This is a genomic window from Curtobacterium guangdongense, from assembly GCF_049341845.1.
Classification (GTDB): domain Bacteria; phylum Actinomycetota; class Actinomycetes; order Actinomycetales; family Microbacteriaceae; genus Curtobacterium; species Curtobacterium guangdongense.
Genome location: NZ_JBMPIT010000002.1, coordinates 87749 through 112217 on the forward strand (window position 1 = coordinate 87749; position 24469 = coordinate 112217).

Below are 24469 nucleotides of genomic sequence, written 5' to 3' on the forward strand. Positions count from 1 at the left end.
AGCCCCGCCGCACGAGGCGGCGGGGCTCCCCGACGGGTCAGTAGCGGATGGCGTCGATGACCTTCACGCGCACCGCGACGAGTGCCGGGAGCAGTCCGGCGAGCGCCCCGACGAACACCGCGGCGCCGATCCCGACGAACGCGGCCTCGAGCGGGAACGGTGCTCCCCCGATGTCAGCCCCGCTCGTGATCGCGGTCCGCACGGTCTCGTTGCTGAGCACCGCCGCCCCGAGCATCACGCCGATGCCCCCGGCGACGGCGGTCCCGAGGACGTTCTCGAGCAGCACGGCCACGAAGATCCGGCCGGCTGAGGCGCCGACACCGCGACGGATGCCGATCTCGCGGATCCGCTGCCGGACGCTCACGAGCGAGACGTTGAGCAGTCCGAGGCCACCGAGCACCAGGACGAGCACCGACACCGCGGCGATGACGTAGCGCAGCGGCCCGAGCGGATCGCCGTCCACCGTGGCACCGGCGTCCATGCGGCTCGCGGTGACCTCGATGCCGCCGCCGAGGGTCCGCTCGGTGTCGCTCGCGATCCGCTTCGCGAGCTGCTTGCCGCCCGATGCCGGGATCCAGACCTCGAACGTGCGACTGCCGCCCATCTCCGGGTCGACGACGGTCCCGGCGGCGGCCGTCGTGCGCGCGAGCTGGAACATGCCCGGTTCGGTGTCGTACTCGGACGTCTTGTACTCCCCGACGACGACCGCGGTGACGGCGGGCGTCCCGGGCAGTCGGACGGTCGGGTGCGTCACGAGGTCGGGATCGCCCAGGCGGTCGAGGAAGGCCCGGTTCACGATGATCGCCGGCGCCAGCCTGTCGCGGTCGGACTCGGTGAACCAGGATCCGTCGGCCATCCGGACCCGGTGGATCTCGGCGTACCCGGGGTCGACGGTCTTCGTCCACACGTCGCCGACGCCGTCCGGGAACTGGACCTTCCGCGGCCCCTCCGCCGCCTCGCTCGCGTACGACACGTCGTAGCGGGCGGCCCCGGCACGGAGCTGGTCGAACACCGCGTCCTCGTCGGACAGGGCGTCCCCCGACTTCGTCGACGCAGTGAGCTGGAACGTCGCCGGCCGCCCGCCGTACTGCTCGTTGAACGCCTCCGTCGCCTTCTCGGCGAGCGATCCGAACCCGACGACGACGGCGAGCGACGCGACCGCGATGGTCACGCCGACCAGACTGAGCACGACACGCCCGCGGTGCACGCGGAGCTCCTGCCAGGACTCGACGAACGTCCCGACGACGGTGCTGAACACGCCGTTCACGCGGCGGCCTCCTCGAACGCGCCGACCACGAGGCCGTGGTCGATCCGGTGGACCGTGTCCGCGCGGGCAGCGACGGCGGCGTCGTGCGTGATGGTCATGAGCGCGGCACCGGTCTCGGCGGCGACGGTCTCGAGCAGCTCCATGACGATGCGACCGGTGTCGACGTCGAGCGCCCCGGTCGGCTCGTCGGCCAGGATGAGCCGTGGCGAGCGGACGAGTGCCCTGGCGATCGCGACGCGCTGCTGCTCGCCGCCGGAGAGCCGGTGCGGCTGCGTGTCGGCCCGGTCGGCCAGTCCCACGCGGTCGAGCATCTCGGTGGCGAGACGACGACGGCGCCAGAAGTCCTTCCCGGTCGCGTAGAGGAGCGGGATCTCGACGTTCTCGACCGCGGTGCGGCCCTGCAACAGGTTGAACTGCTGGAACACGAAGCCGACGTCGGCCCCGCGGATCCGGTCGCGACGGAGCGACCCGGCCCGGCCGACGTCGACCCCGCCGAACTCGTGCGTGCCGTCGGTCGGGGTGTCGAGCAGCCCGAGGACGTTGAGCAGCGTCGACTTGCCGGAACCCGAGCGGCCGACGATCGCGGTGGTGCTGCCGGCTTCGACGTCGAGGTCGATCCCGCGGAGGATCTCCAGCGTGGAGCCGTCCGGCAGCGTGACGGACTTCTGCAGCCCGCGGACGGAGACCAGACTCATCCGACCATCACCGCGCCACCCTCGGCGGAGTCGTCCTCGGACTGTTCCTTGCCCGGCACGAACTGCAGGACCTGGTCACCCTCGGCCACCCCGGACTTCACCTCGACCAGTTCACCGTCGTTGATCCCCAGCTCGACGTCGCGCGTCTCGCGCTTCCCCTCGTCCGTGACGACCGTGACGACGCCCTTCTGCGCGGTGCCCTGGACGGCCGTGGTCGGGAGGGTCAGGACGCCCTCGGCCTTGCCGGCGGGCACGGCCACGGTGACCTCGAGGCCCGGGAACACCGTCACGTCTCCAGGGACGTCGCACTCCAGCTGCGTCCCGCCGGACGAGGACTCCGATCCGGATCCGTCCGCGGCGTCGGTGTCCGACGACGAGGAGTCGGACGCGGCCGCGCTCGTCAACGACAGGTTGGTGCACGTGAACGGCGCCGGGCCGTCCTTGACCGTCACGGTCGCCTCGGACGGGCGGTTGACCAGGCGGTAGAGCTGCGCGGCCTCGAGCGTGGCGCTCGCGCGGTACGACTCCGGCGCGACACGGGCAACGGTCGTGCCGATGTCGACCGGCTGCTTCGACACCAGGTCGAGACCGGACACGGTGCCGGCGGCCGGAGCGGCGACGGTCGAGAAGGTGACCTTCGGCGGGAGCGGGCTGCCGTCGGCCGTGACACCGTCGACCGGGGTCTCGACGCGGACGTCGAGGATCGCCGCACCCTGCTCGACGTGGTCGCCGTTCGCCACGAAGAGGCGGTTCACGGTACCGGCTGCCGTTGCGCGCACCGGGGTGGACGCGACAGAGCGGATGGTGCCCTTCGCCTCGACGTCGTTGCTGATGTCGCCCTTCTCCACCGTGACGACCGGATCGTCGATCTTGCCGGTCGGGACCTTGTCGGCCTCCGGCGGCTGGGCGGCGAAGAACGCGAGCCGGACGAGTGCCACTGCGATGGCGGCGAACACCAGGAACTTGAGGCCGGGCCAGACCCAGCGACGCAGAACGATCACACAGGAATACTAGTGACCGGCATGCCGACGAAAGATCATGCTCTGGGATGAGATGCAGGCCCGCCGCAGCGTCCGGGACGGACGTGTGGCGGGCCTCCAGGCCGAACGCGCGAGCGCTATGCCTCGATGATCACCGGGACGATCATCGGACGGCGGCGGTGCTTCGTGTTCACCCAGCGCCCGACGGTGCGGCGGACCACCTGGCTGAACGCGTGCTGGTCCCGCGTGCCGTTGCCGGCTGCGTCGGCCAGGGCACGGGCGATCTGCGGCCGGACGTCGTCGAAGACGGAGTCGTCCTCGGCGAAGCCGCGCGACTGGATCTCCGGGCCGATGACGCACTGTCCGGTCGTGAAGTCGACGGCACAGAAGACGGAGATGAAGCCCTCTTCCGCCAGGACCCGACGGTCCTTGAGGTCGGCGTCGGTGATCTCGCCGACGGTCGAACCGTCCACGTAGACGTACCCGATGTCGAGCTGTCCGACGACGTTCGCGACCCCGTCCTTCAGGTCGACGACGATGCCGTCCTGACCGAGGATGACGTTCCGCGGCGGGACACCCGTCTGGATCGCCAGGTCGGCGTTCGCGTAGAGGTGCCGGTGCTCGCCGTGCACGGGCAGGACGTTGCGCGGACGCAGGATGTTGTAGCAGTACAACAGCTCGCCGGCGGACGCGTGGCCGGAGACGTGCACCTTCGCGTTGCCCTTGTGCACGACCTTCGCGCCGAGCTTCGTCAGGCCGTCGATCACGCGGTAGACGGCGTTCTCGTTGCCAGGGATGAGCGACGACGCGAGGATGACGGTGTCGCCCTCGCCGATCTCGATCTGGTGCTCGAGGTTCGCCATGCGGGCGAGGACGGCCATCGGCTCACCCTGGGACCCGGTCGACATGTAGACGATCTGGTCGTCCGGGACGTCCTTGGCCTTCTTCGTGTCGATGAGCACGTTCTCCGGCACGCGCAGGTACCCGAGGTCGGCGGCGATCGTCATGTTGCGGATCATCGAGCGGCCCATGAACGCGACACGGCGGTTCGCGGCGGCTGCGGCGTCGAGCACCTGCTGCACGCGGTGCACGTGCGAGGAGAAGCTCGCGACGACGACCTTCTTGCGCGCCCGCATGATGATGTTCTCGAGCACCGGACCGATGTCGCGCTCCGGAGCGGTGAACCCTGGGACGTCGGCGTTGGTGGAGTCCGGCAGGAACAGGTCGACGCCGGCCTCGCCGAGCCGCGCGAATGCACGGAGGTCGGTGATGCGGTCGTCGAGCGGCAGCTGGTCCATCTTGAAGTCGCCGGTGTGCAGCACGCGCCCTGCCGGGGTCGTGATGGCGACGGCGAGGGCGTCCGGGATGGAGTGGTTCACGGCGACGAACTCGAGGTGGAACGGGCCGAGCTGCTCGGTCTGGTCCTCCTGCACGACGAGCGTGTAGGGCTTGATCCGGTGTTCCTTGAGCTTCGCCTCGACGAGCGCCAGGGTCAGCGTGGAGCCGATCAGCGGGATGTCCTGACGGAGCTTCAGCAGGTACGGCACGGCGCCGATGTGGTCCTCGTGACCGTGCGTGAGCACGACGCCGAGGACGTCGTCGAGGCGGTCCCGGATCGGCGCGAAGTCGGGCAGGATCAGGTCGACGCCCGGCTGGTGCTCCTCGGGGAACAGCACGCCGGCGTCGACGATGAGCAGCTTGCCCTCGTACTCGTAGACGGTCATGTTGCGACCGATCTCGCCGAGGCCACCGACCGGGATGACCCGGAGGGTGCCCGGCTCGAGGGGCTGGGGTTCGGAGACTTGTGTGGGCATTCGGTCCTGACTGCTTCGGCGGCGCGCGTCCTGCGCGCCGCGGTCGATCAACGGGTGGTGCCTGGCACCTTCGGAAGCGCACCGCCGGCGGCCGCGTTGCGGTCCGGGCGGAAGTTGGAGAAGTCGGCGCCGGGGATCCCGTGCACGGCCTCGAGGGAGGTCTCGATGGCGTAGGCCTCGGAGTCTTCGGGGCCGACGAGCGGCAGACGCACACGCGGGCTGCCGATGCGCCCGAGCCCGTGCAGGATGTACTTCGCCGCGACGGTGCCGGGCACGTGCGTCATCACGGCGCGGACCAGCGGTTCGATGCGCTGGTGCTCGCGCGTCGCGGTGGCGAGATCCCCGGCGTTCACGGCGTCGATGATGGTCCGGTACGGCGTCGACGTGATGTTGGCCGTCACGCCGATGAGTCCGGTCGCGCCGATCGACAGGTGCGGGAGCACGTTCGTGTCGTCGCCGGAGAAGTACATCAGGTCGGTGTTGTTGAGCACGCGGGACACCTCGGCGAAGTCGCCCTTGGCGTCCTTGACCGCCATGATGTTCGGGTGGTGCGAGGCCCGCACGATCGTCTCGTACGTGATCGGGATGCCCGTGCGGCCCGGGATGTCGTAGAGGATGACCGGCAGGTCGGTGGCGTCCGCGATCATCCGGAAGTGCGTGAGCACGCCGGACTGCGTCGGCTTGTTGTAGTACGGCGTGACGATCATCACGCCGTCGGCGCCGGCCCGCTCGCTCTGCTTGTAGAGGTGGATCGCGTGCGCGGTCTCGTTCGAGCCGCCGCCCGTGATGATCTTCGCGCGGCCGTTCGCGACGGACTTGCCGACCTCGACCAGCCGGAGCTTCTCCGGGTCGGTGAGCGTGGACGTCTCGCCGGTGGTGCCGGTCACGACGATGCCGTCGGCACCGGCGGTGATGCAGTCGTCGATGTGCTGCTCGACGCCCGGCCAGTCCACTTCACCGTCGGCGGTGAAGGGGGTCACGAGGGCGACGAGGACCTGACCGAAGGGATTCTCACGCGGGGACACGGCCACCAGCGTACCGGGGATGGGCACGGGCGAGGCCGTCCGCCCGGACGGTGGCCCGCCAGCGGCCGGTCTGGAGGCTCGGTGCGCGTCCGTCGCGCACCTGCGGTCCGCCGTCAGCTGCGGCGGCGCCACTCCAGGAAGCGGTAGCGCGTGCCGCCGTTGCGGGAGGTCTGCCACGGGCCCTCGTCGACGAGCGACCACGCGTCGTCCAGCGTCGGCGCGACGGTGTCGCCGGCGACCTCGGTGTCGATCACGGTCTCGGAGACCCGGTCCGCGAAGGGCACCGCTGCCTCGTAGACCTGTCCTCCGCCGATGACCCAGACGGACTCGTCGGTGTCGAGCGCCGTCGCCAGGTCGTGCACGACCGTTGCGCCGTCGGCCGACCACGAGGCGTCGCGGGTGAGCACGACGTTGCGGCGACCCGGCAGCGGCCGGAAACGCTCCGGCAGCGAGTCCCAGGTGCGCCGACCCATCACGACGGTGGCGTTGCCCGTCACCTGCCGGAAGTGCGCGAGGTCCTCCGGCACGTGCCACGGCATCCCGCCGTCCGCGCCGATGACCCCGTCGAGCGACCGCGCCCAGACGAGGCCGACACCCCGGACGGGCTCGAGCCACTGCTCCGTCGGCTGCTCCGCCGGCATCAGACGGCGACCGCGCCCTTGATCGCCGGGTGGTGGTGGTAGCCGAGGACCTCGAAGTCCTCGTACTGGTAGTCGTCGATCGAGTCGCGGCGCGCGATCTCGAGGGTCGGCGGCGCGTACGGCGTGCGGGAGAGCTGCTCGCGGACCTGCTCGACGTGGTTGTCGTAGATGTGGCAGTCGCCGCCGGTCCACACGAAGTCGCCGACCTCGAGCCCGGTCTGCGCCGCGATCATGTGCGTCAGGAGCGCGTACGAGGCGATGTTGAACGGCACGCCGAGGAACATGTCCGCGCTCCGCTGGTAGAGCTGGCACGAGAGCTTGCCGTCGTTGACGTAGAACTGGAAGAACGCGTGGCACGGTGCGAGTGCCATGTCCGGGATGTCCGACACGTTCCACGCCGACACGATGAGCCGGCGGGAGTCGGGGTTCGACCGGATCTGCTCGATGACCTGGGCGATCTGGTCGACGTGCTCCCCCGACGGCGTCGGCCACGATCGCCACTGCACGCCGTAGACGGGGCCGAGGTCGCCGGACTCGTCCGCCCACTCGTTCCAGATCCGGACGCCGTGTTCCTGCAGCCAGGTCGCGTTGCCGTCGCCGCGGAGGAACCAGAGGAGTTCGTACGCGATCGACTTGAAGTGCACGCGCTTGGTCGTGACGAGCGGGAAGCCCTCGGACAGGTCGTACCGGAGCTGCGCGCCGAAGATGCTCCGCGTGCCGGTCCCGGTGCGGTCGCCCTTGGGAGCGCCGTCGTCGAGGACGCGCCGGAGGAGGTCTTCGTACGGGGTGGCAACGGTGGCGTCGGGCTGGACGGTCGCGGTGTCGGTCACACCCGAGAGCCTAAACGCGACCACCCACACTGGCGAGCCGACGTGCGAGCCGTCCCCCGAGCCTCCAGACCGACTGCGTAGCGTGGTCTCCATGACCGAACCGCTCTCGATCCTGGTGGCCGGCGCGTCCGGGTTCATCGGGACCCCGCTGGTACGCGCCCTGCGCGACGCCGGGCACCACGTCTCGACCCTGGTGCGGCGCGAGCCGCACACCCCGACGGAGTTCCGGTGGGCCCCCGGCAGCCGACCGCTCGACCCCGCGATCCTCGACGGCGCCGACGTGGTCGTCAACCTCGCCGGGGCGAACATCGGCAAGCTGCCGTGGACGGACACCTACAAGCAGGAGATCCGGCGCTCCCGGGTCGACGCTACCGACACCCTCGTCGAGGCGATGCGGCACGCCACGACCCCGCCGCGCCTGTTCCTGTCCGGGTCCGCGTCCGGCGTCTACGGCGACCGCCCCTCGGACGTGCTCGGGGACGACGCCGCTGCCGGGACGGGCTTCCTCGCCGAGGTGTGCACCGCGTGGGAGGCCGCCGCGAACCGGGCGCCGGACGGGGTCAGGGTGGTCACGCTGCGGACGGGCATCGTCGTCGGCAAGGGTGGGGGCGCGCTCGCACCGCTCGTCCCGCTGACGAAGGCCGGGCTGGGCGGACGACTCGGCACCGGCGGCCAGCACTGGCCGTGGATCGCGCTCGAGGACGAGGTCGGTGCGATCGTGCACCTCGCGACCTCGTCCTCCGCGGCCGAGGTGTCCGGCCCGGTGAACCTCGCGGGTCCGGAGCCGGCCGTCGCCGACCGGATCACGAAGCGCGTCGCCGAGGACCTGCACCGCCCCTACCTCTTCCGGATCCCGGAGTTCGCGCTGAAGGCACTGCTGCGGGACGCCGCGGACGAGATGCTGCTGTCGAGCCAGCAGATGGTCCCGACGAAACTGCTCGAGTCCGGCTACGCGTTCCGGTACACCCGGGCAGAGGCCGCGGTCGACGCGGCGTTCTAGCGGGAGTGTGGCGGCGTTCTAGCGGGAGTGGGCCAGGGCGGTCCGCATGGCTGCCCTGGCCCGCTTCCGGTCGCCTGCGGCGTCGTAGACGATCCCGAGCCGGAACCAGGCGCGCCAGTCATCAGGAGCGGCCTCGACCGCGGCCTTGTACCGCGGGAAGAGCTCGTCGGCCGCCGCACGATCGGGTCGGCCGGACGGACGCAGCGGGACGACGTCAGCGGGGGTGCCGTGCTCGCGTTCGAGGCGGGCACCGAGCCGCGTGATGCGCAGCCCGAATCGGAACTCCAGCACGAGCAGGAGCGCACCGATGGCCGCCACGACGAAGAGCGCGACGCCGATCGCGATGCCGACGGCGAGCCCCGTCGCGATGAACGCCACGGCGCGCTGCCCGACGAGCACGATGTAGAGCGCGAGGAGCACGGTCATGAGGGCCGCGCCCCAGAACGGCGAGCGGAGCTTCACGTGACGCTCCTAGCCGATGCCGAGCACGGTGCCGAGCCCGACCGACAGCCCGCGGAGGTCGCCGACCGCGTCGAGGGCTGCGCGGATGCCCGGCGCGTAGGCGACGTCGTCGTTCGTGTCGTGCCGGATCGTCAGGGTCTCCCCCGGGCCGCTCAGCACCACGTCCTGCACCGCCTTGGCCCCGGGCAGCCGCAGCGAGTGGATCGGGACGCTCGCGACCTGCTGCCCGCGGGCGCGCTGGTCGACGTGCGGGGCGTCGACCGGGCCGACCGCTCGCCGGGCGTCGGAGATGAGCTCGGCGGTGCGCACGGCGGTCCCGGACGGGGAGTCGATCTTGCCCGCGTGGTGGGTCTCGACGATCTCGATCGCCGGGAACCACGGCGCGGCGATCGTCGCCAGGTGGGTGCCGAGGACCGATCCGATCGAGAAGTTCGGCACCACGAGCGCGCCCTGCTCCGGACGCGCCTCGAGCGAGGTGCGCAGTGTCGCCAGGCGAGCGGCGGACCAGCCGGACGTGCCGACGAGCACGTTGGCGCCGCTCTCCAGCGCGTTCGCCACGATCGCGGGGCTGAGGGCCGGGACGGTGACGTCGACGACGATCCCCGCGCCGTTGAAGACCGACGGCCCGGCTTCGTGCGCGCCGTCCTTCGACGACAGGCTGGCGACGAGCTCGAACCCGGGGAGTTCCTCGACCACGGCGGCCACGAGGCCCCCGAGACGACCGGTGGCGCCGACGACGGCGACGGGAGTGACCATGCGCCCCATCCTAGGATCGACGCATGACCACCGAGCGCACCCGGGTCACCGTCCGCATCGTCCCGGCCGACCTGCCGGAGGTCGACGCACTGCTCGACGCGTACCTCGACGAGCGCGAGGCGACCTTCCCGAGCGCGCAGGGCAGCTACTCGCGGAAGCGGACGCCCGCTCGGGAGTTCACGCCGCCGAACGGGGTGTTCGCGGTCGCCTCCGATGACGCTGGCCGGTCGCTCGGGTGCGGTGGGCTCCGACGCATCGCGGACGAGGGCGACGACGTGCGGTTCGAGGTGAAGCACGTGTTCGTCACGCCGGAGGGCCGCGGGCGGGGCGTGGGCACGGCGATCATGGACGAACTGGAGCGCGCGGCCGCCGGACTCGGTGCGACGTCGATCGTCCTCGACACGAACGACTCGCTCGTCGCGGCCGGCGCGATGTACCGCTCGCGGGGCTACGAGCGCGTCGAGCCGTTCAACGACAACCCGAACGCGACCGCCTGGTACCGCAAGCCGGTGGCCCCGGACGCGCGCTGACGGCCGGCGGGCGCGGCCCGCTCGGCGGCCGCCAGTCCGGATCGCGGGGCGCGACGAGTGCGCGGATGTGGCGACGCGCGGCGGCGGCGGACCGCCGATTCTGCGCACTCGATGGGCGGGGCCCAGCCGGCGAGCCGCCGGACGGGAGGCTCGTGGCGGCCCCGCAACGTGCCTCCAGTCCGGTACCGGCGAGGCGCGACGAGTGCGCGGATGTGGCGACCCGCGGCGGCGGCGGACCGCCGCTTCTGCGCACTCGACGGGGCGGGCGCGGCTCGCGACTAGAGCGGCTGGTCGACCGGCAGGCCGGTCCGGAGCTCGACCGGCAGGTGCGCCGTGTCGTTGAGGGTCACGAGCTCGGCGGGCTTCGCCGACCGGATGCGGATGATCGTCAGCGCCGTGTGAGCGACGTTCGTCCCCATCCAGCGCCACTCGGGGGCCTGGAAGACCTCGCGCACGAACCAGCCGATCACGGCGTTGTGCGTGATGACCAGGTCGTGCCGGTCCTGCATCGCCGGCGTGAACCACTCCGCCACGGCATCGCCCATCTGGGCCTGCCCGGCGATGATCTCCTCCTCGGTGATGCCGCCGTAGAACTTCTTGTACGCGGCGGGCATGTCCGGCGTCGGCCCCGACGGGATGCAGTCGAACAGGAGCGTGGACGGTTCCGGCTGGATCGCGGGCAACCGCTGCGCGAGGAAGGACGCGGTCTCGCTCGGCGCTTCGAGCGGCGAGTGCCAGACGCCGTCGAACGGGACGCCACCGAGCCGATCGGCGACGAGCATCGACTGGCGCTTGCCGCGCTCGGAGAGCTTGCCGTCGCGGAGTCCGTGCTCCGCGTCCTGGTGCTCGCCGTGCCGGACGAGGTAGAGGTAGTGCGACATCTCCGTCATCGACCGCCGATGCCGATCGCGGACTCGAGTGCCGAGCGCTCGACGTCACCGACCACCGACGTGATCTTCGGGCGGGTCAGCAGGTCCCGGGCGAGTTCGAGCACGTCGTCCGTCGTGACCCGGTCGACCCGTTCGAGCGCGGTGTCGAGGTCGGTGAACTCGCCGGTGCCGAGTTCGGCGCGGCCGAGCCGGGTCATCCGCGCGTCGGAGTCCTCCAGGGAGAGCGTCACCGCCCCCTCGATCTGTCCCTTGGCGCGGCGGAGTTCGTCGTCGGTGATGCCGTCGTCGGCCATCCGGGCGAACTCGGCGTCGACGATCTCGATCACGCCGCCGACCTTGTCGGGAGCGCAGCCCGCGTAGACGCCGAACGCGCCGTTGTCGAGGTACGCGGGTGCGAACGACGACACCGCGTACGCGAGACCTCGACGTTCACGGACCTCCTGGAAGAGCCGGGAGCTCATGCCGCCACCGAGGACGGCGTTCAGCACGCTCAGCACAGGGCGGCGGTCGTCGCGGAGGTCCAGGCCCTGCGAACCGCGGAGCATGCTCACCTGCTCGGTGGGACGGTGCACCACCGTGAGCTTCTCGACGGCTGGATCGGCGACGGGCTGCGCCGTCCGCCTGGCGACCGGACGGGCGCGACCGGCGCTCTGGAAGACCTCTTCGACGAGCGCGCAGAAGCGGTCGTGGTCGACGGCCCCGGCCGCGGTGATGACGAGCCCGTTCGGCGCGTAGTGCTCGGCGTAGTGGGACAGGACCTCGTCGCGCTGCACCGCGCGGATGCTCTCCGGCGTGCCACCGATCGGACGGCCGAGCGCGTGTCCCTCGAAGGCCGCGGCGAAGAACGCCTCGCCGGCGACGTCGGCCGGGTCGTCGGCGGCCATCGCGAGCTCTTCGAGGATGACGCCGCGCTCGACGTCGAACGCCTCCGGCTCGAGCACCGAGTTGGTCACCATGTCACCGATCACCCGGACGGCCATCGGCACGTCGGCGTCACGGACGCGGGCGTAGTAGCACGTGTACTCCTTGGCGGTCGCGGCGTTGTGCTCGCCACCGACGGAGTCGAACGCCACGGCGATGTCGAGTGCGCTCCGGGTCGTTGTGCCCTTGAACAGCAGGTGTTCCAGGAAGTGCGTGGAGCCGTACTGGCCGGCTCGTTCGTCTCGGGACCCGACTCCGACCCAGTACCCGATGCTCGTCGAGTGGGACGCCGGAACGGCCTCGGTCAGCACGCGCACGCCCGACGGGAGGACGGTGCGGCGGACGAAGGATCCCCCGGACGTCAGGAACGACGTGTCCGGGGCCTCGAGGGGCAACGGCACTGGGTGGTTCATCGCGGTCGAGCCTACTGACGTTCCCCGGGTGCCGGGCCGAAGTCAGCGTGTGCCTCGAAATGGGGTACACATAGTGAGGACAGACCGACACGTCTGTCTGTCCTCCATGTGCTACAGTTGCGTATGCCGGATCGGTAGCCCCCCTAGATTCCGATCCGGTGGCTCGGGACATCAGTCCTCGGCGGCACGAGTCCCCCCACTCAGCCGCGGAGCCGATGAGTCCCAAGGAGCCACGCTGTGACGGTCGATTCCCCCCAACCGGCCGTCCAGCGTCTCCTTGGGCCGAGCAATCCGAACCTCGCGTCGTCGGACGGGTCGAGCGTCCCCCCGGCTCCCCGCTCCGGCGGCGCGAAGGTCCGCATCCTCGAGACCGCGACGCGACTCTTCTACGAAGAGGGGATCCACAGCGTCGGCGTCGACCGCCTCATCTCCGAGGCGAGTGTCACGAAGGCGACGTTCTACAAGCACTACGGGTCCAAGGACAACCTGATCCTGGCCTACATCCGGACACAGCACGAGCGCGTGCAGGACCGCTTCGAGCGCCTCGTCACCGACGCCGGCGGCGCGCCACAGGCCGTGCGCGCCTGGGTCGACGCCGTCTCCGACGAGGTGAACGAGGCCGAGTTCCGCGGCTGTGCGTTCCTCAACGCAGCCGCCGAGTACCACGACCCGCGCGACCCCATCCGCCAGGTGGTGGCGAGTCACCGCGACTGGTACACCGAACGCCTCGCCGAACTCCTGCAGGCCGCCGGCCATGCACTCCCGGGCGACGGCGCCGACGAGCTCATGCTCGCGCGGGACGGCGCCATGTCCGGTGCCTACGCCGGTGACGCCATCGCGGCGACCGCCGCGCTCGGCCGTGTCGCCGAGCGCGTCCTCGCCGGCTGAGCCGGCCCGCCGCCGCGCGTCCGCCGTTTTCCGCGCACCCCTGGTGACAGCCCCTGTTCGGGGGTAGCTTGACCGCACGGTCGACCAACCCGCCGATCGTGCCCCGGTCGACCCGTTTCCCTGCAGCGTCGGCCAGGGCTCCGTGCTGCCCGCACGTCTCGAGGACAACGATGTTCGACAACCGTTTCATCCGTCACGCCATCGACCGCAGCGCCGAGAACGCGCTCGACCGACGACGCTTCTTCGCAGCCGCCGGTGTCGCCGGCGCCTCAGCCGGCATCGCCGCGCTCGGCTCGTCGGTGCTCACCGCCGCCCCCGCCTCCGCAACCCCAGAGGAGGACGCCGCCGTCTCCGACGCCGCGATCCTCAACTTCGCGCTCAACCTCGAGTACCTCGAGGCCGAGTTCTACCTCCGCGCCGTGTTCGGCACGGGCCTGACCGACAGCATGATCACCGGCATCGACCCCCAGGGGCCGGTCATCGGTGGCAAGAAGGTGCCGTTCAAGACCGCAGCCATCCGCGGGATCGCCACCGAGATCGCCAACGACGAACGCGCGCACGTCGCGTTCCTCCGGAGCGCGCTCGGGGACGCGAAGGTGTCCCGTCCCACGATCGACCTGGTGAGCAGCTTCACGGCGGCCGCCCGAGCCGCCGGGGTCGTCGGGCCCACCGGCACGTTCGACCCGTTCGCCAGCGAGGAGAACTTCCTGCTCGGGGCGTACATCTTCGAGGACGTGGGGGTCACCGCCTACAAGGGCGCTGCTCCCCTGATCTCCAGCAAGACGTACCTCAGCGCCGCTGCCGGCATCCTCGCCGTCGAGGCATACCACGCCGGCATCATCCGGTCGAAGCTCTACGACAAGGGCCTGCAGGTGCCGGCGAACAAGATCTCGGACGCCCGGGACTCGCTCGACGGCCCCACGGACGACGACCAGGGCATCACGACGTCGAGCGGCGCGGTGAACCTCGTGCCGACCGATGCCAACTCGGTCGCCTACGGTCGCACCGCCGAACGGGTGCTCAACGTGGTGTTCCTGACGCCGAACCAGATCGACAAGGGCGGCTTCTTCCCCGAGGGCGTCAACGGACCGATCGTCGCCAGCGGCAACCCGGGGAGCGCGACCGGGCCCGCCTGATCAGTCTGGTCGCCGTGGTCGCGACCACGACCCGGACGGGAGGCACGGTGCCCGCTCGCACCGTGCCTTCCGTCCGTCTCAAGTCGCTTCTCCGGTCGCCTCCATGGCACGGGTGGTTGCCTGGGCGCATGGCAAACGACCCGCTCTGGCGCCTCCCCGAGGTGCCCACCTTCACCCTCACCAGCCCCGACTTCACCGACGGTGGCGAGTTGCCGACGTCCGCGCGCGGCGGCGACGCCGGCGGCGAGGACCGCTCCCCCGCCCTCGAGTGGTCGGGAGCTCCCGAGGACACGCAGAGCTACGTGCTCACCGTGTACGACCCCGATGCACCGACGGGCTCGGGCTTCTGGCACTGGTGTGTGTCGGACATCCCGGCCGATGTCACGTCGCTCGCCGCAGGTGCCGGCACGGACGACGCGCTCCTGCCCGCTGCTGCGCTCCGTCGGCACAACGAGTTCGGGTCGGACACGTTCCTCGGGGCCGCGCCTCCCGCCGGGCACGGGTCGCACCGGTACTTCTTCACGCTGAGCGCGCTCGACGTCCCGCTGCTCGAGGTCCCCGTCGACGCGACCCCCGCGGTCGTCGGGTTCATGTTGCGGGAGCACCTGCTCGCACGTGCCGTGCTGATGGGCACGCAGGAGACCCCCGCGGCCTGACCCGTCGTTCCTTCCCATCGCGCTTGCAGTAGGAAGACGAATCGCGCGTAGGGGGTCGGAATTCCCGGCCTCCTACGCGCGATTCCGCTTCCTACGCGCGATTCGGCCCACCCGGCCCAGGCCCACCCGGCCCGGCCACCCCGCGCACGCGGAACGGCCGCCGTCCCGAGGGACGACGGCCGTTCTGCGTGCGGGAGTGGATCAGACGGTGGCGTCCGAGGACTCCTCGCGTGCACCACTGCCGTCGGTGTCCGACTCCTCGGCCACGACCGGCGCGAGCGAGAGCTTGCCGCGGTCGTCGACCTTGGTGACCTCGACCAGGATCTTCTGGCCGACGCCGAGGACGTCCTCGACGTTCTCGACACGCTTGCCACCGGCGAGCTTGCGCACCTCGGAGACGTGGAGCAGACCGTCGCGACCCGGGAGCAGCGACACGAATGCGCCGAACGTGGCGATCTTCACGACGGTGCCGAGGAACTGGTCCCCGATCTCCGGGTTGGTCGGGTTCGCGATCGCGTTGACCTGGGCGCGAGCGGCCTCGGCCGACGGACCGTCGACGGCGCCGATGTACACGGTGCCGTCGTCCTCGATCGAGATGTCGGCGCCGGTCTCGTCCTGGATCCCGTTGATCGTCTTGCCCTTCGGGCCGATCAGCTCGCCGATCTTGTCGACGGGGATCTGCACGGAGATGACACGCGGTGCGGTGTCCGCCATCTCGTCGGGGGCGTCGATCGCCTCGGACAGCACGCCGAGGATCGCTGAGCGCGCTTCCTTGGCCTGCTTCAGCGCGGCGTCGAGCACCGACGACGGGATGCCGTCGAGCTTGGTGTCGAGCTGGATCGCGGTGACGAACTCCGAGGTACCGGCGACCTTGAAGTCCATGTCGCCGAGGGCGTCCTCGGCACCGAGGATGTCGGTCAGCGCCGCGTAGCGGGTCTGGCCGTCGACGGTGTCGGAGACGAGGCCCATCGCGATGCCCGCGACCGGGGCCTTGAGCGGCACACCGGCGTTGAGGAGCGACAGGGTCGAGGCGCAGACGGAGCCCATCGACGTCGAGCCGTTGGAGCCGAGGGCCTCGGACACCTGACGGATCGCGTAGGGGAACTCCTCGCGCGACGGCAGCACCGGCACGAGGGCGCGCTCGGCGAGGAAGCCGTGCCCGATCTCGCGACGCTTCGGCGACCCCACGCGGCCGGTCTCACCGGTCGAGTAGGGCGGGAAGTTGTAGTGGTGCAGGTAGCGCTTCTTCGTGACGGGCGACAGCGAGTCGATCTGCTGCTCCATCTTGAGCATGTTCAGCGTGGTGACGCCGAGGATCTGCGTCTCGCCGCGCTGGAAGATCGCCGAACCGTGGACGCGTGGGATCACGGCGACCTCGGCGTCGAGCGGACGGATGTCGGCGAGGCCGCGACCGTCCATGCGGACCTGCTCGGTCAGGATGCGGCCGCGGACGACCTTCTTCGTGACCGACTTGTAGGCACCGCTGACCTGGCCGTTGGCCGACTCCGGGAGCTCACCGGCCGTCACCTTGGCTGCGATGGCCTCCTTGACGCGGGCCTTGAGGGCGTCGTCCGCGTCCTGGCGCTCGAGCTTGCCGGCGATCTTGTAGACGTCGCCGAGCTCGGACAGGGCGATGGCCTCGACCGCGTCGTAGACCTCGGGGGCGTACGGCGGGAAGACCGGGTAGTCCTGGATCTCCTTGGCCGACTGTGCGGCCATCTTCGCCTGCGCCTCGACGAGGACCTTGAGGAACGGCTTGGCCGCCTCGAGGCCCTGCGCGACGACGGCCTCGTCCGGCTTGGTGGCGCCGCCCTGGATGAGGTCCCAGCTGTGCTCGGTGGCCTCGGCCTCGACCATCATGATCGCGACGTCCTCGTTGCCCGCCTCGTCCGTGACGACACGGCCGGCGACGGTGAGGTCGAAGACGGCCTCGGCGAGCTGCGACGCCTTCGGGAACGCGACCCACTGGTCGCCGATGAGCGCCAGGCGCACACCCGCGATCGGGCCGGAGAACGGCAGACCGGAGATCTGCGTCGACGCCGATGCCGCGTTGATCGCGAGCGCGTCGTAGAACTCGTCCGGAGCGATGCTCAGGACGGTGATGACGATCTGGACCTCGTTGCGGAGGCCGTCGACGAACGACGGGCGCAGCGGCCGGTCGATCAGACGGCAGACCAGGATCGCCTCGGTCGAGGGGCGACCCTCGCGGCGGAAGAACGAGCCGGGGATCTTGCCGGCGGCGTACGAACGCTCTTCGACGTCGACCGTCAGCGGGAAGAAGTCGAAGCCCTCACGCGGGTGCTTGCCGGCGCTGGTGGCCGAGAGCAGCATGGTCTCTTCGTCCAGGTACGCGGCGACGGCGCCCTGTGCCTGCTGCGCGAGACGGCCGGTCTCGAACCGGACCGTCCTGGTGCCGTAGCGACCGTTGTCGATGATCGCTTCAGCGAACTTGATTTCGGGACCCTCCAAGAGGATGCCTCCTTGCGTCTGTGATGCAGCAGACCCGGCCTCGGGCACACGCGTGCACGTGCGCTCCACGACGCGGAACGCATGCCTGGCCAGCAGTAGAAGCAGTCGGGACGAGGTCGGCCCGCATGCCACCACCGATGACCAGCTTCGTGCCGGTCTGCGTGCGATGTTGTGTGTCGTCACGGGAAACGGTCCCCGGACGCCTCGACTTTAGCAGTCGGCGGTGAATCGACGGCGAGGCTCGTGGCGAACGGGCGTGTCCCCGATAGCCTGCGTCCATGCGTCGATCCCCTGCCAGACGCGTACTCGTCGCGGCCGCCGTGGTCGTCGGTGCGCTCGTCGCCCCTGTCGTGACCGCTGCCCCTGCGAGCGCGACGGACTACCCGACCTGGCAGGACGTGCAGAACGCGAAGGGGAACGCGGACGCCAAGGCGGCCGAGGTCGAGAAGGTCCAGGCGGCGCTGCAGTCCGCCCAGGCCGACGCCGCTGCCAAGTCGCAGACCGCGCTCGACGCGTCCGCGAAGGCGACGAAGGCCGAGGCGGACCTGAGTGAAGCCACCCAGACCGCCACGAGCCTCCAGTCCCAGGCCGACGAGGCGTCGGCGACCGCGACGCGCGCGCAGACGCGGGCGGGCCAGCTCGCCGCGAACCTGTACCGCGACGGTTCCACGAACCAGATGACGACGCGCATCGCGACCGCGAAGAACCCGGACCAGCTGCTCTACCAGCTCGGCGCGATGGACCAACTGTCGAGCACGTGGGCCGGCGTGATGGACGAGGCATCGGTCGCGGCGAAGACCGCGTCGTCGCTGCACGACCAGGCGAAGCGCGCCGAGGACGAGCGCGCGTCGCTCGCACAGGCGGCCGAGGAACGTTCCGCAGCGGCGAAGACCGCCGAGCAGAAGGCGGACGCCGCCGTCGCCTCCACGAAGCACCACAGCAACGAGCTCTACGCGCAGCTCGCATCGCTGAACGACACGACCGCCGCCGTCGAGCAGCAGTACGAGGTCGGCCAGGCCGTCGCCGCCCAGGCAGCGGCGCAGGCGGCCGCAGCGCAGGCCGCCGCCGAGGCCGCGGCCAGCACCCCGTCGTCCGGCACCTCGTATCCGAGCACCGCCGGCGTGACGGTCGATCCCGCGGCCGCGAAGGCCTACGCCAGGAGCGTCCTCGGCAACTACGGCTGGGGCGACGACCAGTACGGCTGCCTCGTCTCCCTGTGGACGCAGGAGTCCGGTTGGCGTGCGAACGCCCTGAACTCGTCGAGCGGCGCGTACGGCATCCCGCAGGCGCTTCCGGCATCGAAGCTCGGTGCCGCCGGTGCCGACTGGCGGACGAACCAGAACACACAGATCAACTGGGGTCTGGCGTACATCAAGTCGAGCTACGGCACCCCGTGCGGTGCGTGGAACCACGAGATGAGCGTCAACCCGCACTGGTACTGACGACGCTCGTACTGACGAGTCGGAGCGCCTGCACCGGGCACATCGCGACGGCGTCCTGTGCCGCAGCGACGTCCGACGGGGCGAGCGGCACGTCGCGGGTCTGGCCGCCGTCACGGACGAGCGGGAAGCCCCACTCGTCGCGGTCCAACCGCTCGGCGAGGAGCTCCGTGCAGAGCCCGCGCCCACGGCATCGGGTCCAGTCCACGTGCAGCGCGGTCGTGCCCACGCGGGGGCTCGCCCCGGCACGGCCGTTCATCGTCGCACCGCGCAGGTCCCGCCGAGGTGTGCCTGCACGTCATCGCGGAACACACTGAGCGCACTCCGCACCATCCGTGCGACACCGTCCGGGTGGTGACACGCACCCCGCCCGTCGACGAGCCCGGTCAGGCGACGCACCTCCCCCTCCAGGTCCGCTCCGCGACGGCCGACGGCCAGCGCCCCGAGCACGTCGGCGAGGCGCGGCAGCCCGTTCACGCACGGCCCGCACCGTCCCGCAGACGCCCCGGCGAGCGCCGCCGCGATCCTGGCCGCCGCCGAGACCGGGCACGTCGCGTCATCGAGCACCGCCACCACGCCGGCACCCGGCGCGGCACCCCACGGCCCCAGTCCGTCCGCATCGAGCGTCGCGTCGAGCGCGGCCGCCGGAACCCACGTCCCGCCCCATCCGCCGACCAGCACGGCTCGCGTCCGCGCGGGGTCGGGGATCGCCCTGGAGGCCCGGATCACCTCCCCGAGCACCGTCCCACCCGCCACCTCGAGCACCACCGCCGTGGCCGGGTCGCGGACGTCGCTGACGGTCACGAGACGGGTCCCGGGTGCCGACGCGGTCCCGATCGAGCGGTTCCACGCCGCGCCCCACCGTGCGACGAGCCCGGCCTGCGCGAGGGTCTCGACGTTCGAGACGATCGTCGGGCGTCCGCTCGGGCCGCGTTCGGCGAGCCGGACGACCCGGTCGGTCGGCTTCCCCGGACCGCCGGCGACGGCGGACGCGAGCGCTGCGGCCTCGCCCGACACGAACGACGTGTGCGGGAGGACCCGGAGCGTGATCGCGACTGCGTCGTGCCGCTCGGCGAGTGCTCGCTGCACGACGTCGGCGTTCGCCGCGCCGGTCGCCAGGACCGCGTCGGTCGCCTCCACGGCGAGCGCCGCGACGACGAGTCCGTCCAGCACGAGGTGCGGGCTCGTCGCGAGCAGGACGGCGTCCTTCCGGCTCGCGGGCTCACCCTCGGCGGCGTTCCCGATCACGAGGGGTGTGCGCCTGCGCGAGTGGACCGAGGCCGCCGTCTCGGTGCGCGCGGCGGCGACGCTCGCAGCGAGCTTGCGCGCGAGCGGGAACCCGGCTCCGCCGCGGCCGTCGATGCCGGCGAGCCCGAGCTCGTCGATGATCCCCGTGCGCACGGACGGCATCGGGCCGTGCGTCCGTACGTGGTCGGCGAGTGCGGGGCCCGGCGCTGCGAGGAGCCTCCGGACGCCGAGTGGTGGAGCGATCGCGGTGGTGGTCGTCATGGTCGGGCCGTCCTCTCGAGGTGGAGCGTGCGGTGTTCGGTGACCCGGTCGGAGCAGCGCCACACGACGGCGGCACCGACCGCAGCGGCACAGACCCCGGCGACGACCAGGAACCACGCCGAGGTCCCGTCCGTCCCGGTGCCGATCGCGTGTGCCATCGCCACCGGCCACATCGCGTACGCCGTCCAGTGCACGACGCGGAACACCCGCGGGCCGATCACCCGCCGGAGCAACGCGGTGACGACGAGGACGACGAGCAGGTCCACCGCGAGCGTCCCGAGCCCGAGCCAGAGCCAGCGGTAGGTGCCGACGAACGGAACGACCGTGTCGACCAGCCGCAGTTCGGCCTCGGTGTCGAGGAGCAGCGTCACCACGTGCACGACGACGAAGAGCGTCGCGGCGAGGGCGACGTCCCGGTGCACGAGCTGGACGGCGAAGCGCGGGAGGCCCCGGAGCGGACGGCCGCCACGCGTGACGATGCCGAGCACGACCGTCAGGGAGAGCAGCACGACGGCCGCCACACCCATCCCCCGCCCGAGGACCCACAGCGCGGTGTCCATCAGGCGACCAGCCGTTCTTCCGGCCATCCCCCGAGGCGCACGACGTCCCCGTCCGCCCCCACCAGTCTCGCTGCGATGCCGTGCGCGCGGAGCATCGCGGGAGCACGGTGACCGCGGACGACCGCTGCGGTGGTCAACGTGTTCGCGAGGACGCACGACGGCGCGACGACCGTCACGCTCCGCCAGACCGGGTCAGCCGGCAGCCCCCACCGCGGGTCCAGGATGTGGTGCCGTGCGTTCCCGTCCTGCTCCCATCGGCGCTTCTGGGTGCTCGACGTGGCGATCGACCACCCGGGCGACAGGGTGACCCGGTCGGACGGGTCGTCGTCGAGGTCCTGCACCAGCACCTGCCATCCGCCGTGCGGCTCCGGGCCAGCGGTGGCGACGTCCCCGCCGAGGGAGACGAGCACGCCGATGCCGAACCGGGCGGTGACGCTCGCGGCCGCCATGTCGGCGGCCGCGGCCTTCGCGGTGGCGCCGAGGTCGAGGACCACCCCGTGCGGGACCCGGAGGAAGGTGCCGGAGAGCAGGACCCGCTTCCAGGCGGGTCGCCCGTCGAGCGCCGCGGCGAGCTCCGTCGGGGTGTCGGTCGGCGGGGCTTCGGCGAAGGCTGCGTCGTACCCGAGTGCGATCATGCGCGCCCCGAGCGTCGGGTCGACGTCGCCGTCCGTGGTCTCGGCGGCGTCGAGCGCCTGGTGGACGAGACTCGCGAGCAGGGGGGAGACGACGGCGCCGCGTTCGAGTTCCGCGGCACGGGAGCGCACCTCGGAGTCGGGGCGGAAGCGGCTGCACGCGTCGTCGACGGCGGCGAGGACCTCGCGCACGCACGACTCCGCTGCGGCGAGGTGACGGCGGTCGCGGTGGTCGAGCACGACCCGGGCGGTCGTGCTCCAGACGTCCCACGTGGTGGCGGCGCGCACGGTCACGACCCCGTCGTCGTCGCGTCGGTGCCGCCGGTGGTGCCCTGGCTGACGCCCGTGTCGGACGACGTCCCGGTGCCGGCGGACGCCCCGGTGTCCGTGGACGTCCCGGTGTCCGTGTCCGTGGAGGTCGACGTCGACGTGCCCGTGTCACCGGTCGTCGCGGCCTCGGTGTGCCCGAGCCACAGCCCGCCGCCGGTGACCAGCGCCACCACGAGCCCGCCGGCACCGACCAGCGCGCTCGTGATCCGTGCGGACCGCTTCCCACTGTCCCTGGTGTCCATCGTTCCTCCTCGCCGTCACCACGAGGCTCGCGGCCGTGACGATGAGGACACCGGGCATCAGCTGCGCCGCTCCCCGAGGAACCCTGTGGTCGACCTAAGAGCCCGGTACGGTGGACGAGTGGACGTCACCGTCGAGCCGCTCCGGCACGAGCACGCCGCCGCGATCGTCGCGGCAGAGGACGACGAGACGATCCGCTGGCTGAGCGGCGGCCGCAGCACGGTCGTCGGCACCGAGGCGTACGTGGACCGGCTCGCCCGCGAGGCAGCAGCCGGCGCTGGGAAACGCGCGTACGCGATCCTCGTCGACGGTGACTGCGTCGGCACCATCGACTACGACCCCGACGTGCACGACGGCCTCGACCCGGGCGACGTCAACATCGCCTACGGCATCGCCCCGTGGATGCGCGGCCGTGGCGTGACGGCGATCGCCGTCGAGCAGATCTGCGAGCGCATCCGTTCCGGAGGTGTCGGGACCCGTGCCGCGATCCGCGCCGACGTCCGCAACACCGCGTCCGCGAAGGTCGCCGAGCGCGCCGGCTTCACCTTCGTCCGCGAGTTCGCGAGCACGACCGACACCGACGCGGAGGGTCGTCCCGTCCGGTTCCGGCTGTTCGTCCGCCCGCTCTAGTGACCGAGCCCGCCGAGCAGGCTCGCGAAGTCCGGCACCTCCGGCAGGGCGTCCGCCTCCTGCGGTGACCGACGGGAGGCCCCGATCGCCCAGGCGAGGTCGGTTCCGGCCCGGCGGATGCGACCGTCCAGGGCTGCCTGGTCACCCTGGGTGCCCCAGTCGTCGGTCGCGGCGAACACCCCGGTCGGCACGACGGCCGCGCGGAGGTACGCGAACACCGGGCGCATCGCGTGCTCCAGTGCCAGGGAGTGCCGTGCCGTGCCGCCGGTCGCCCCGAGCAGGACGGGCATGTCGGCGAGGGCGTCCTTGTCCATGACGTCGAGGAAGGACTTCGCGAGGCCGCTCATGCCCGCGGTGAAGATCGGCGAGACGAAGACGAGCGCGTCGGCCTCGACGACCGCGGCGGTCGCCGCTGCCAGGGCGGGGGCCTGGAAGCCTGTGAGCATCGCGTCGGTGATCTCGTGGGCCAGCGGACGCAGGTCGACGTGCACGACGCGGGTCTCCTCCCTCGCAAGCTCGGTCGGCGTGCCCCGCACGACGCTTCGCGTCGTCGTCGAGCGGGCCACGCCCGTCCGGTCCTGCTCGATGGCGGCGACGGCGGACGCGGCCAGGCGGTCGGCGAGCAGGCGGGTCGACGACGGCTCGGAGAGCCCGGCGGAGACGACGGCGATGGTGGTCATGGTGACTCCCGATCTTCAATGCGTTTGCATGAACATCGTACCCAACCGAACCCGCCACGCTCCCATTCCCGCCTCGCGCCCCCTTCCGGGAGGAATCGAGGGAACAGAAATCGTCGGATACTCGGCGCGCACCCGACGATTTCTGTTCCCTCGATGCTGGGCGCCTCGGGCGCACGGAGAACGCCCCGGGCCTCTCGAGGAGGACCGGGGCGTTCGGTCAAGCGTATGTCGGTCGACGACTAGCGACGCTGACCTTATCGGCGCAGGCCGAGGCGCTCGATGAGCGCACGGTAGCGGGCGATGTCGACGTCGGAGAGGTAACCGAGGAGCCGGCGACGCTGACCGACCATGAGCAGCAGACCACGACGCGAGTGGTGGTCGTGCTTGTGCTCCTTGAGGTGCTCGTTCAGGTCGTTGATACGACGCGTCAGAACGGCGACCTGGACCTCGGGGGATCCGGTGTCGCCCGGGTGGGTCGCGTACTCTTCGATGATCTCCTGCTTGACCTTCGCGTCAAGTGCCATAGGTGATCCCCTTCCTGTCCGTTGCGCGGTGCCCACACCGAATGCGTGAGCGCTCTTTGTCCGCGGCCGTTCGACGGCAACCGCACAAGACTACCAGACGGGCTACGCGGTCCTGGCCCGGAGTCCACGACGACGCGGGGCCGGCATCAGGCTGCGCGCGAGCCCGACGAGCGTCGCGCCGAGCAGCCCGCCCATGCCGTTCGACAGCACGTCGTGCGGGTCGGCCACGCGGTACGGCAGCAGTGCGCCCTGCGCGATCTCGATCCCGGCGGACAGCCCGACCGCCAGCACCGCGGCGACGAACCACCAACGGCGCGGCAACCACATCGCGGCGATCATCCCGACCGGCACGAACATGGCGATGTTCGCGAGGAACTCCGTCCGGTCGTAGGTGAGCCACGCGCCACCCGGGAGCTGCTGCGCCCAGACGATCGCGTGCGAGACGAACGACTGCTGCGCATCCGAGAACACGTGCGGGGTCAACGTCATCCGCCAGATCACGCAGGCGTAGGCCGCCGTCAGGGCGAGCAGGAGGAGTTTCCGGAGCATCCG

General features: G+C 71.4%; 27 protein-coding genes. 7 read left to right on the forward strand and 20 right to left on the reverse strand.

Annotation, left to right across the window (positions count from 1 at the left end; genetic code table 11):
* Positions 1-37: 37 nt before the first annotated feature.
* The 7 genes from ACO0E1_RS02845 to ACO0E1_RS02875 all read right to left on the reverse strand — a co-directional run bounded on the left by ACO0E1_RS02845 (position 38) and on the right by ACO0E1_RS02875 (position 7252).
* Entirely contained in the window at positions 38-1267 is a 1230-nt protein-coding gene (locus ACO0E1_RS02845; RefSeq protein ID WP_422872807.1) for an ABC transporter permease, read from the reverse strand.
* Entirely contained in the window at positions 1264-1962 is a 699-nt protein-coding gene (locus ACO0E1_RS02850; protein ID WP_422872808.1) for an ABC transporter ATP-binding protein, read from the reverse strand. The genes ACO0E1_RS02845 and ACO0E1_RS02850 overlap by 4 nt, the downstream gene beginning before the upstream one ends.
* Positions 1959-2963 carry a permuted SH3 domain-containing protein gene (locus ACO0E1_RS02855; RefSeq protein WP_422872809.1) on the reverse strand — a complete coding sequence of 335 codons (1005 nt, stop codon included), beginning with the start codon at positions 2961-2963 and terminating at the stop codon, positions 1959-1961. Before ACO0E1_RS02855 ends, ACO0E1_RS02850 begins: the two co-directional genes overlap by 4 nt.
* A gap of 116 nt (positions 2964-3079) precedes the next feature.
* Entirely contained in the window at positions 3080-4756 is a 1677-nt protein-coding gene (locus ACO0E1_RS02860; protein WP_422872810.1) for a ribonuclease J, read from the reverse strand.
* 47 nt (positions 4757-4803) lie between these two features.
* The gene (dapA, locus tag ACO0E1_RS02865) at positions 4804-5781 is read right to left on the reverse strand and encodes a 4-hydroxy-tetrahydrodipicolinate synthase (protein WP_402729289.1); all 978 of its coding nucleotides are present in this window, start codon (positions 5779-5781) and stop codon (positions 4804-4806) included.
* A gap of 113 nt (positions 5782-5894) precedes the next feature.
* Positions 5895-6422 (reverse strand): dihydrofolate reductase, encoded by a 528-nt coding sequence (locus ACO0E1_RS02870; protein WP_422872811.1) that lies wholly within the window; start codon positions 6420-6422, stop codon positions 5895-5897.
* Positions 6422-7252, reverse strand: a complete 831-nt coding sequence (locus ACO0E1_RS02875; protein WP_422872812.1) for a thymidylate synthase — start codon at positions 7250-7252, stop codon at positions 6422-6424. Before ACO0E1_RS02875 ends, ACO0E1_RS02870 begins: the two co-directional genes overlap by 1 nt.
* Before the next feature lie 91 nt (positions 7253-7343).
* Here ACO0E1_RS02875 and ACO0E1_RS02880 point away from each other — a divergent pair, with 91 nt between their 5' ends.
* The gene (locus ACO0E1_RS02880) at positions 7344-8252 is read left to right on the forward strand and encodes a TIGR01777 family oxidoreductase (RefSeq protein WP_422872813.1); all 909 of its coding nucleotides are present in this window, start codon (positions 7344-7346) and stop codon (positions 8250-8252) included.
* A gap of 18 nt (positions 8253-8270) precedes the next feature.
* Here the strand turns inward: ACO0E1_RS02880 and ACO0E1_RS02885 are convergent, their stop codons facing one another.
* The gene (locus ACO0E1_RS02885) at positions 8271-8714 is read right to left on the reverse strand and encodes a tetratricopeptide repeat protein (protein ID WP_422872814.1); all 444 of its coding nucleotides are present in this window, start codon (positions 8712-8714) and stop codon (positions 8271-8273) included.
* Between the two features lie 9 nt (positions 8715-8723).
* Positions 8724-9470, reverse strand: coding sequence for a 4-hydroxy-tetrahydrodipicolinate reductase (gene dapB / locus ACO0E1_RS02890; protein ID WP_422872815.1), 747 nt, complete (start codon positions 9468-9470; stop codon positions 8724-8726).
* 23 nt (positions 9471-9493) lie between these two features.
* On the opposite strand from dapB, the gene ACO0E1_RS02895 reads away from it, so the two are divergent.
* Entirely contained in the window at positions 9494-10000 is a 507-nt protein-coding gene (locus ACO0E1_RS02895; protein ID WP_422872816.1) for a GNAT family N-acetyltransferase, read from the forward strand.
* A 278-nt stretch (positions 10001-10278) separates the two neighbouring features.
* On the opposite strand, the gene ACO0E1_RS02900 is transcribed toward ACO0E1_RS02895, so the two are convergent.
* Complete coding sequence (locus ACO0E1_RS02900; RefSeq protein ID WP_422873116.1) at positions 10279-10881, reverse strand: histidine phosphatase family protein; 603 nt, start codon at positions 10879-10881, stop codon at positions 10279-10281.
* Between the two features lie 5 nt (positions 10882-10886).
* The gene (locus ACO0E1_RS02905; RefSeq protein ID WP_422872817.1) at positions 10887-12224 is read right to left on the reverse strand and encodes a M16 family metallopeptidase; all 1338 of its coding nucleotides are present in this window, start codon (positions 12222-12224) and stop codon (positions 10887-10889) included.
* A 237-nt stretch (positions 12225-12461) separates the two neighbouring features.
* Here ACO0E1_RS02905 and ACO0E1_RS02910 point away from each other — a divergent pair, with 237 nt between their 5' ends.
* From ACO0E1_RS02910 to ACO0E1_RS02920, 3 genes are all read left to right on the forward strand, one after another.
* A complete protein-coding gene (locus tag ACO0E1_RS02910; protein ID WP_422872818.1) occupies positions 12462-13112 on the forward strand; it encodes a TetR/AcrR family transcriptional regulator in 651 nt (216 codons plus the stop codon).
* A gap of 170 nt (positions 13113-13282) precedes the next feature.
* Positions 13283-14248 carry a ferritin-like domain-containing protein gene (locus ACO0E1_RS02915; protein ID WP_422872819.1) on the forward strand — a complete coding sequence of 322 codons (966 nt, stop codon included), beginning with the start codon at positions 13283-13285 and terminating at the stop codon, positions 14246-14248.
* 128 nt (positions 14249-14376) lie between these two features.
* The gene (locus ACO0E1_RS02920; RefSeq protein ID WP_422872820.1) at positions 14377-14904 is read left to right on the forward strand and encodes a YbhB/YbcL family Raf kinase inhibitor-like protein; all 528 of its coding nucleotides are present in this window, start codon (positions 14377-14379) and stop codon (positions 14902-14904) included.
* Positions 14905-15105: 201 nt separating this feature from the next.
* Here the strand turns inward: ACO0E1_RS02920 and ACO0E1_RS02925 are convergent, their stop codons facing one another.
* The gene (locus ACO0E1_RS02925) at positions 15106-17373 is read right to left on the reverse strand and encodes a polyribonucleotide nucleotidyltransferase (protein ID WP_422872821.1); all 2268 of its coding nucleotides are present in this window, start codon (positions 17371-17373) and stop codon (positions 15106-15108) included.
* 278 nt (positions 17374-17651) lie between these two features.
* Here ACO0E1_RS02925 and ACO0E1_RS02930 point away from each other — a divergent pair, with 278 nt between their 5' ends.
* Positions 17652-18815, forward strand: a complete 1164-nt coding sequence (locus tag ACO0E1_RS02930) for a coiled-coil domain-containing protein (RefSeq protein ID WP_422872822.1) — start codon at positions 17652-17654, stop codon at positions 18813-18815.
* Here ACO0E1_RS02930 and ACO0E1_RS02935 read toward each other — a convergent pair.
* From ACO0E1_RS02935 to ACO0E1_RS02955, 5 genes are read right to left on the reverse strand one after another with little or no spacing between them, the layout of a single operon-like run.
* On the reverse strand, positions 18796-19071 hold the full coding sequence (locus ACO0E1_RS02935) for a ferredoxin (protein ID WP_422872823.1): 276 nt from the start codon (positions 19069-19071) through the stop codon (positions 18796-18798). The genes ACO0E1_RS02930 and ACO0E1_RS02935 overlap by 20 nt on opposite strands.
* Positions 19068-20321, reverse strand: coding sequence for an NADH-ubiquinone oxidoreductase-F iron-sulfur binding region domain-containing protein (locus tag ACO0E1_RS02940; RefSeq protein WP_422872824.1), 1254 nt, complete (start codon positions 20319-20321; stop codon positions 19068-19070). Before ACO0E1_RS02940 ends, ACO0E1_RS02935 begins: the two co-directional genes overlap by 4 nt.
* Positions 20318-20881, reverse strand: coding sequence for a ferric reductase-like transmembrane domain-containing protein (locus ACO0E1_RS02945; protein WP_422872825.1), 564 nt, complete (start codon positions 20879-20881; stop codon positions 20318-20320). Before ACO0E1_RS02945 ends, ACO0E1_RS02940 begins: the two co-directional genes overlap by 4 nt.
* A complete protein-coding gene (locus ACO0E1_RS02950) occupies positions 20881-21807 on the reverse strand; it encodes an FAD:protein FMN transferase (protein WP_422872826.1) in 927 nt (308 codons plus the stop codon). Before ACO0E1_RS02950 ends, ACO0E1_RS02945 begins: the two co-directional genes overlap by 1 nt.
* A complete protein-coding gene (locus ACO0E1_RS02955; protein WP_422872827.1) occupies positions 21804-22085 on the reverse strand; it encodes a hypothetical protein in 282 nt (93 codons plus the stop codon). Before ACO0E1_RS02955 ends, ACO0E1_RS02950 begins: the two co-directional genes overlap by 4 nt.
* A 118-nt stretch (positions 22086-22203) precedes the next feature.
* Here ACO0E1_RS02955 and ACO0E1_RS02960 point away from each other — a divergent pair, with 118 nt between their 5' ends.
* On the forward strand, positions 22204-22713 hold the full coding sequence (locus ACO0E1_RS02960; protein ID WP_422872828.1) for a GNAT family N-acetyltransferase: 510 nt from the start codon (positions 22204-22206) through the stop codon (positions 22711-22713).
* Here ACO0E1_RS02960 and ACO0E1_RS02965 read toward each other — a convergent pair.
* From ACO0E1_RS02965 to ACO0E1_RS02975, 3 genes are all read right to left on the reverse strand, one after another.
* Positions 22710-23393 carry a CE1759 family FMN reductase gene (locus ACO0E1_RS02965; protein ID WP_422872829.1) on the reverse strand — a complete coding sequence of 228 codons (684 nt, stop codon included), beginning with the start codon at positions 23391-23393 and terminating at the stop codon, positions 22710-22712. The two genes, ACO0E1_RS02960 and ACO0E1_RS02965, sit on opposite strands and share 4 nt — an antisense overlap.
* A gap of 254 nt (positions 23394-23647) precedes the next feature.
* Positions 23648-23917 carry a 30S ribosomal protein S15 gene (gene rpsO / locus ACO0E1_RS02970; protein WP_070416523.1) on the reverse strand — a complete coding sequence of 90 codons (270 nt, stop codon included), beginning with the start codon at positions 23915-23917 and terminating at the stop codon, positions 23648-23650.
* 102 nt (positions 23918-24019) lie between these two features.
* Positions 24020-24466, reverse strand: a complete 447-nt coding sequence (locus ACO0E1_RS02975) for a VanZ family protein (RefSeq protein ID WP_422872830.1) — start codon at positions 24464-24466, stop codon at positions 24020-24022.
* Positions 24467-24469 lie beyond the last annotated feature (3 nt).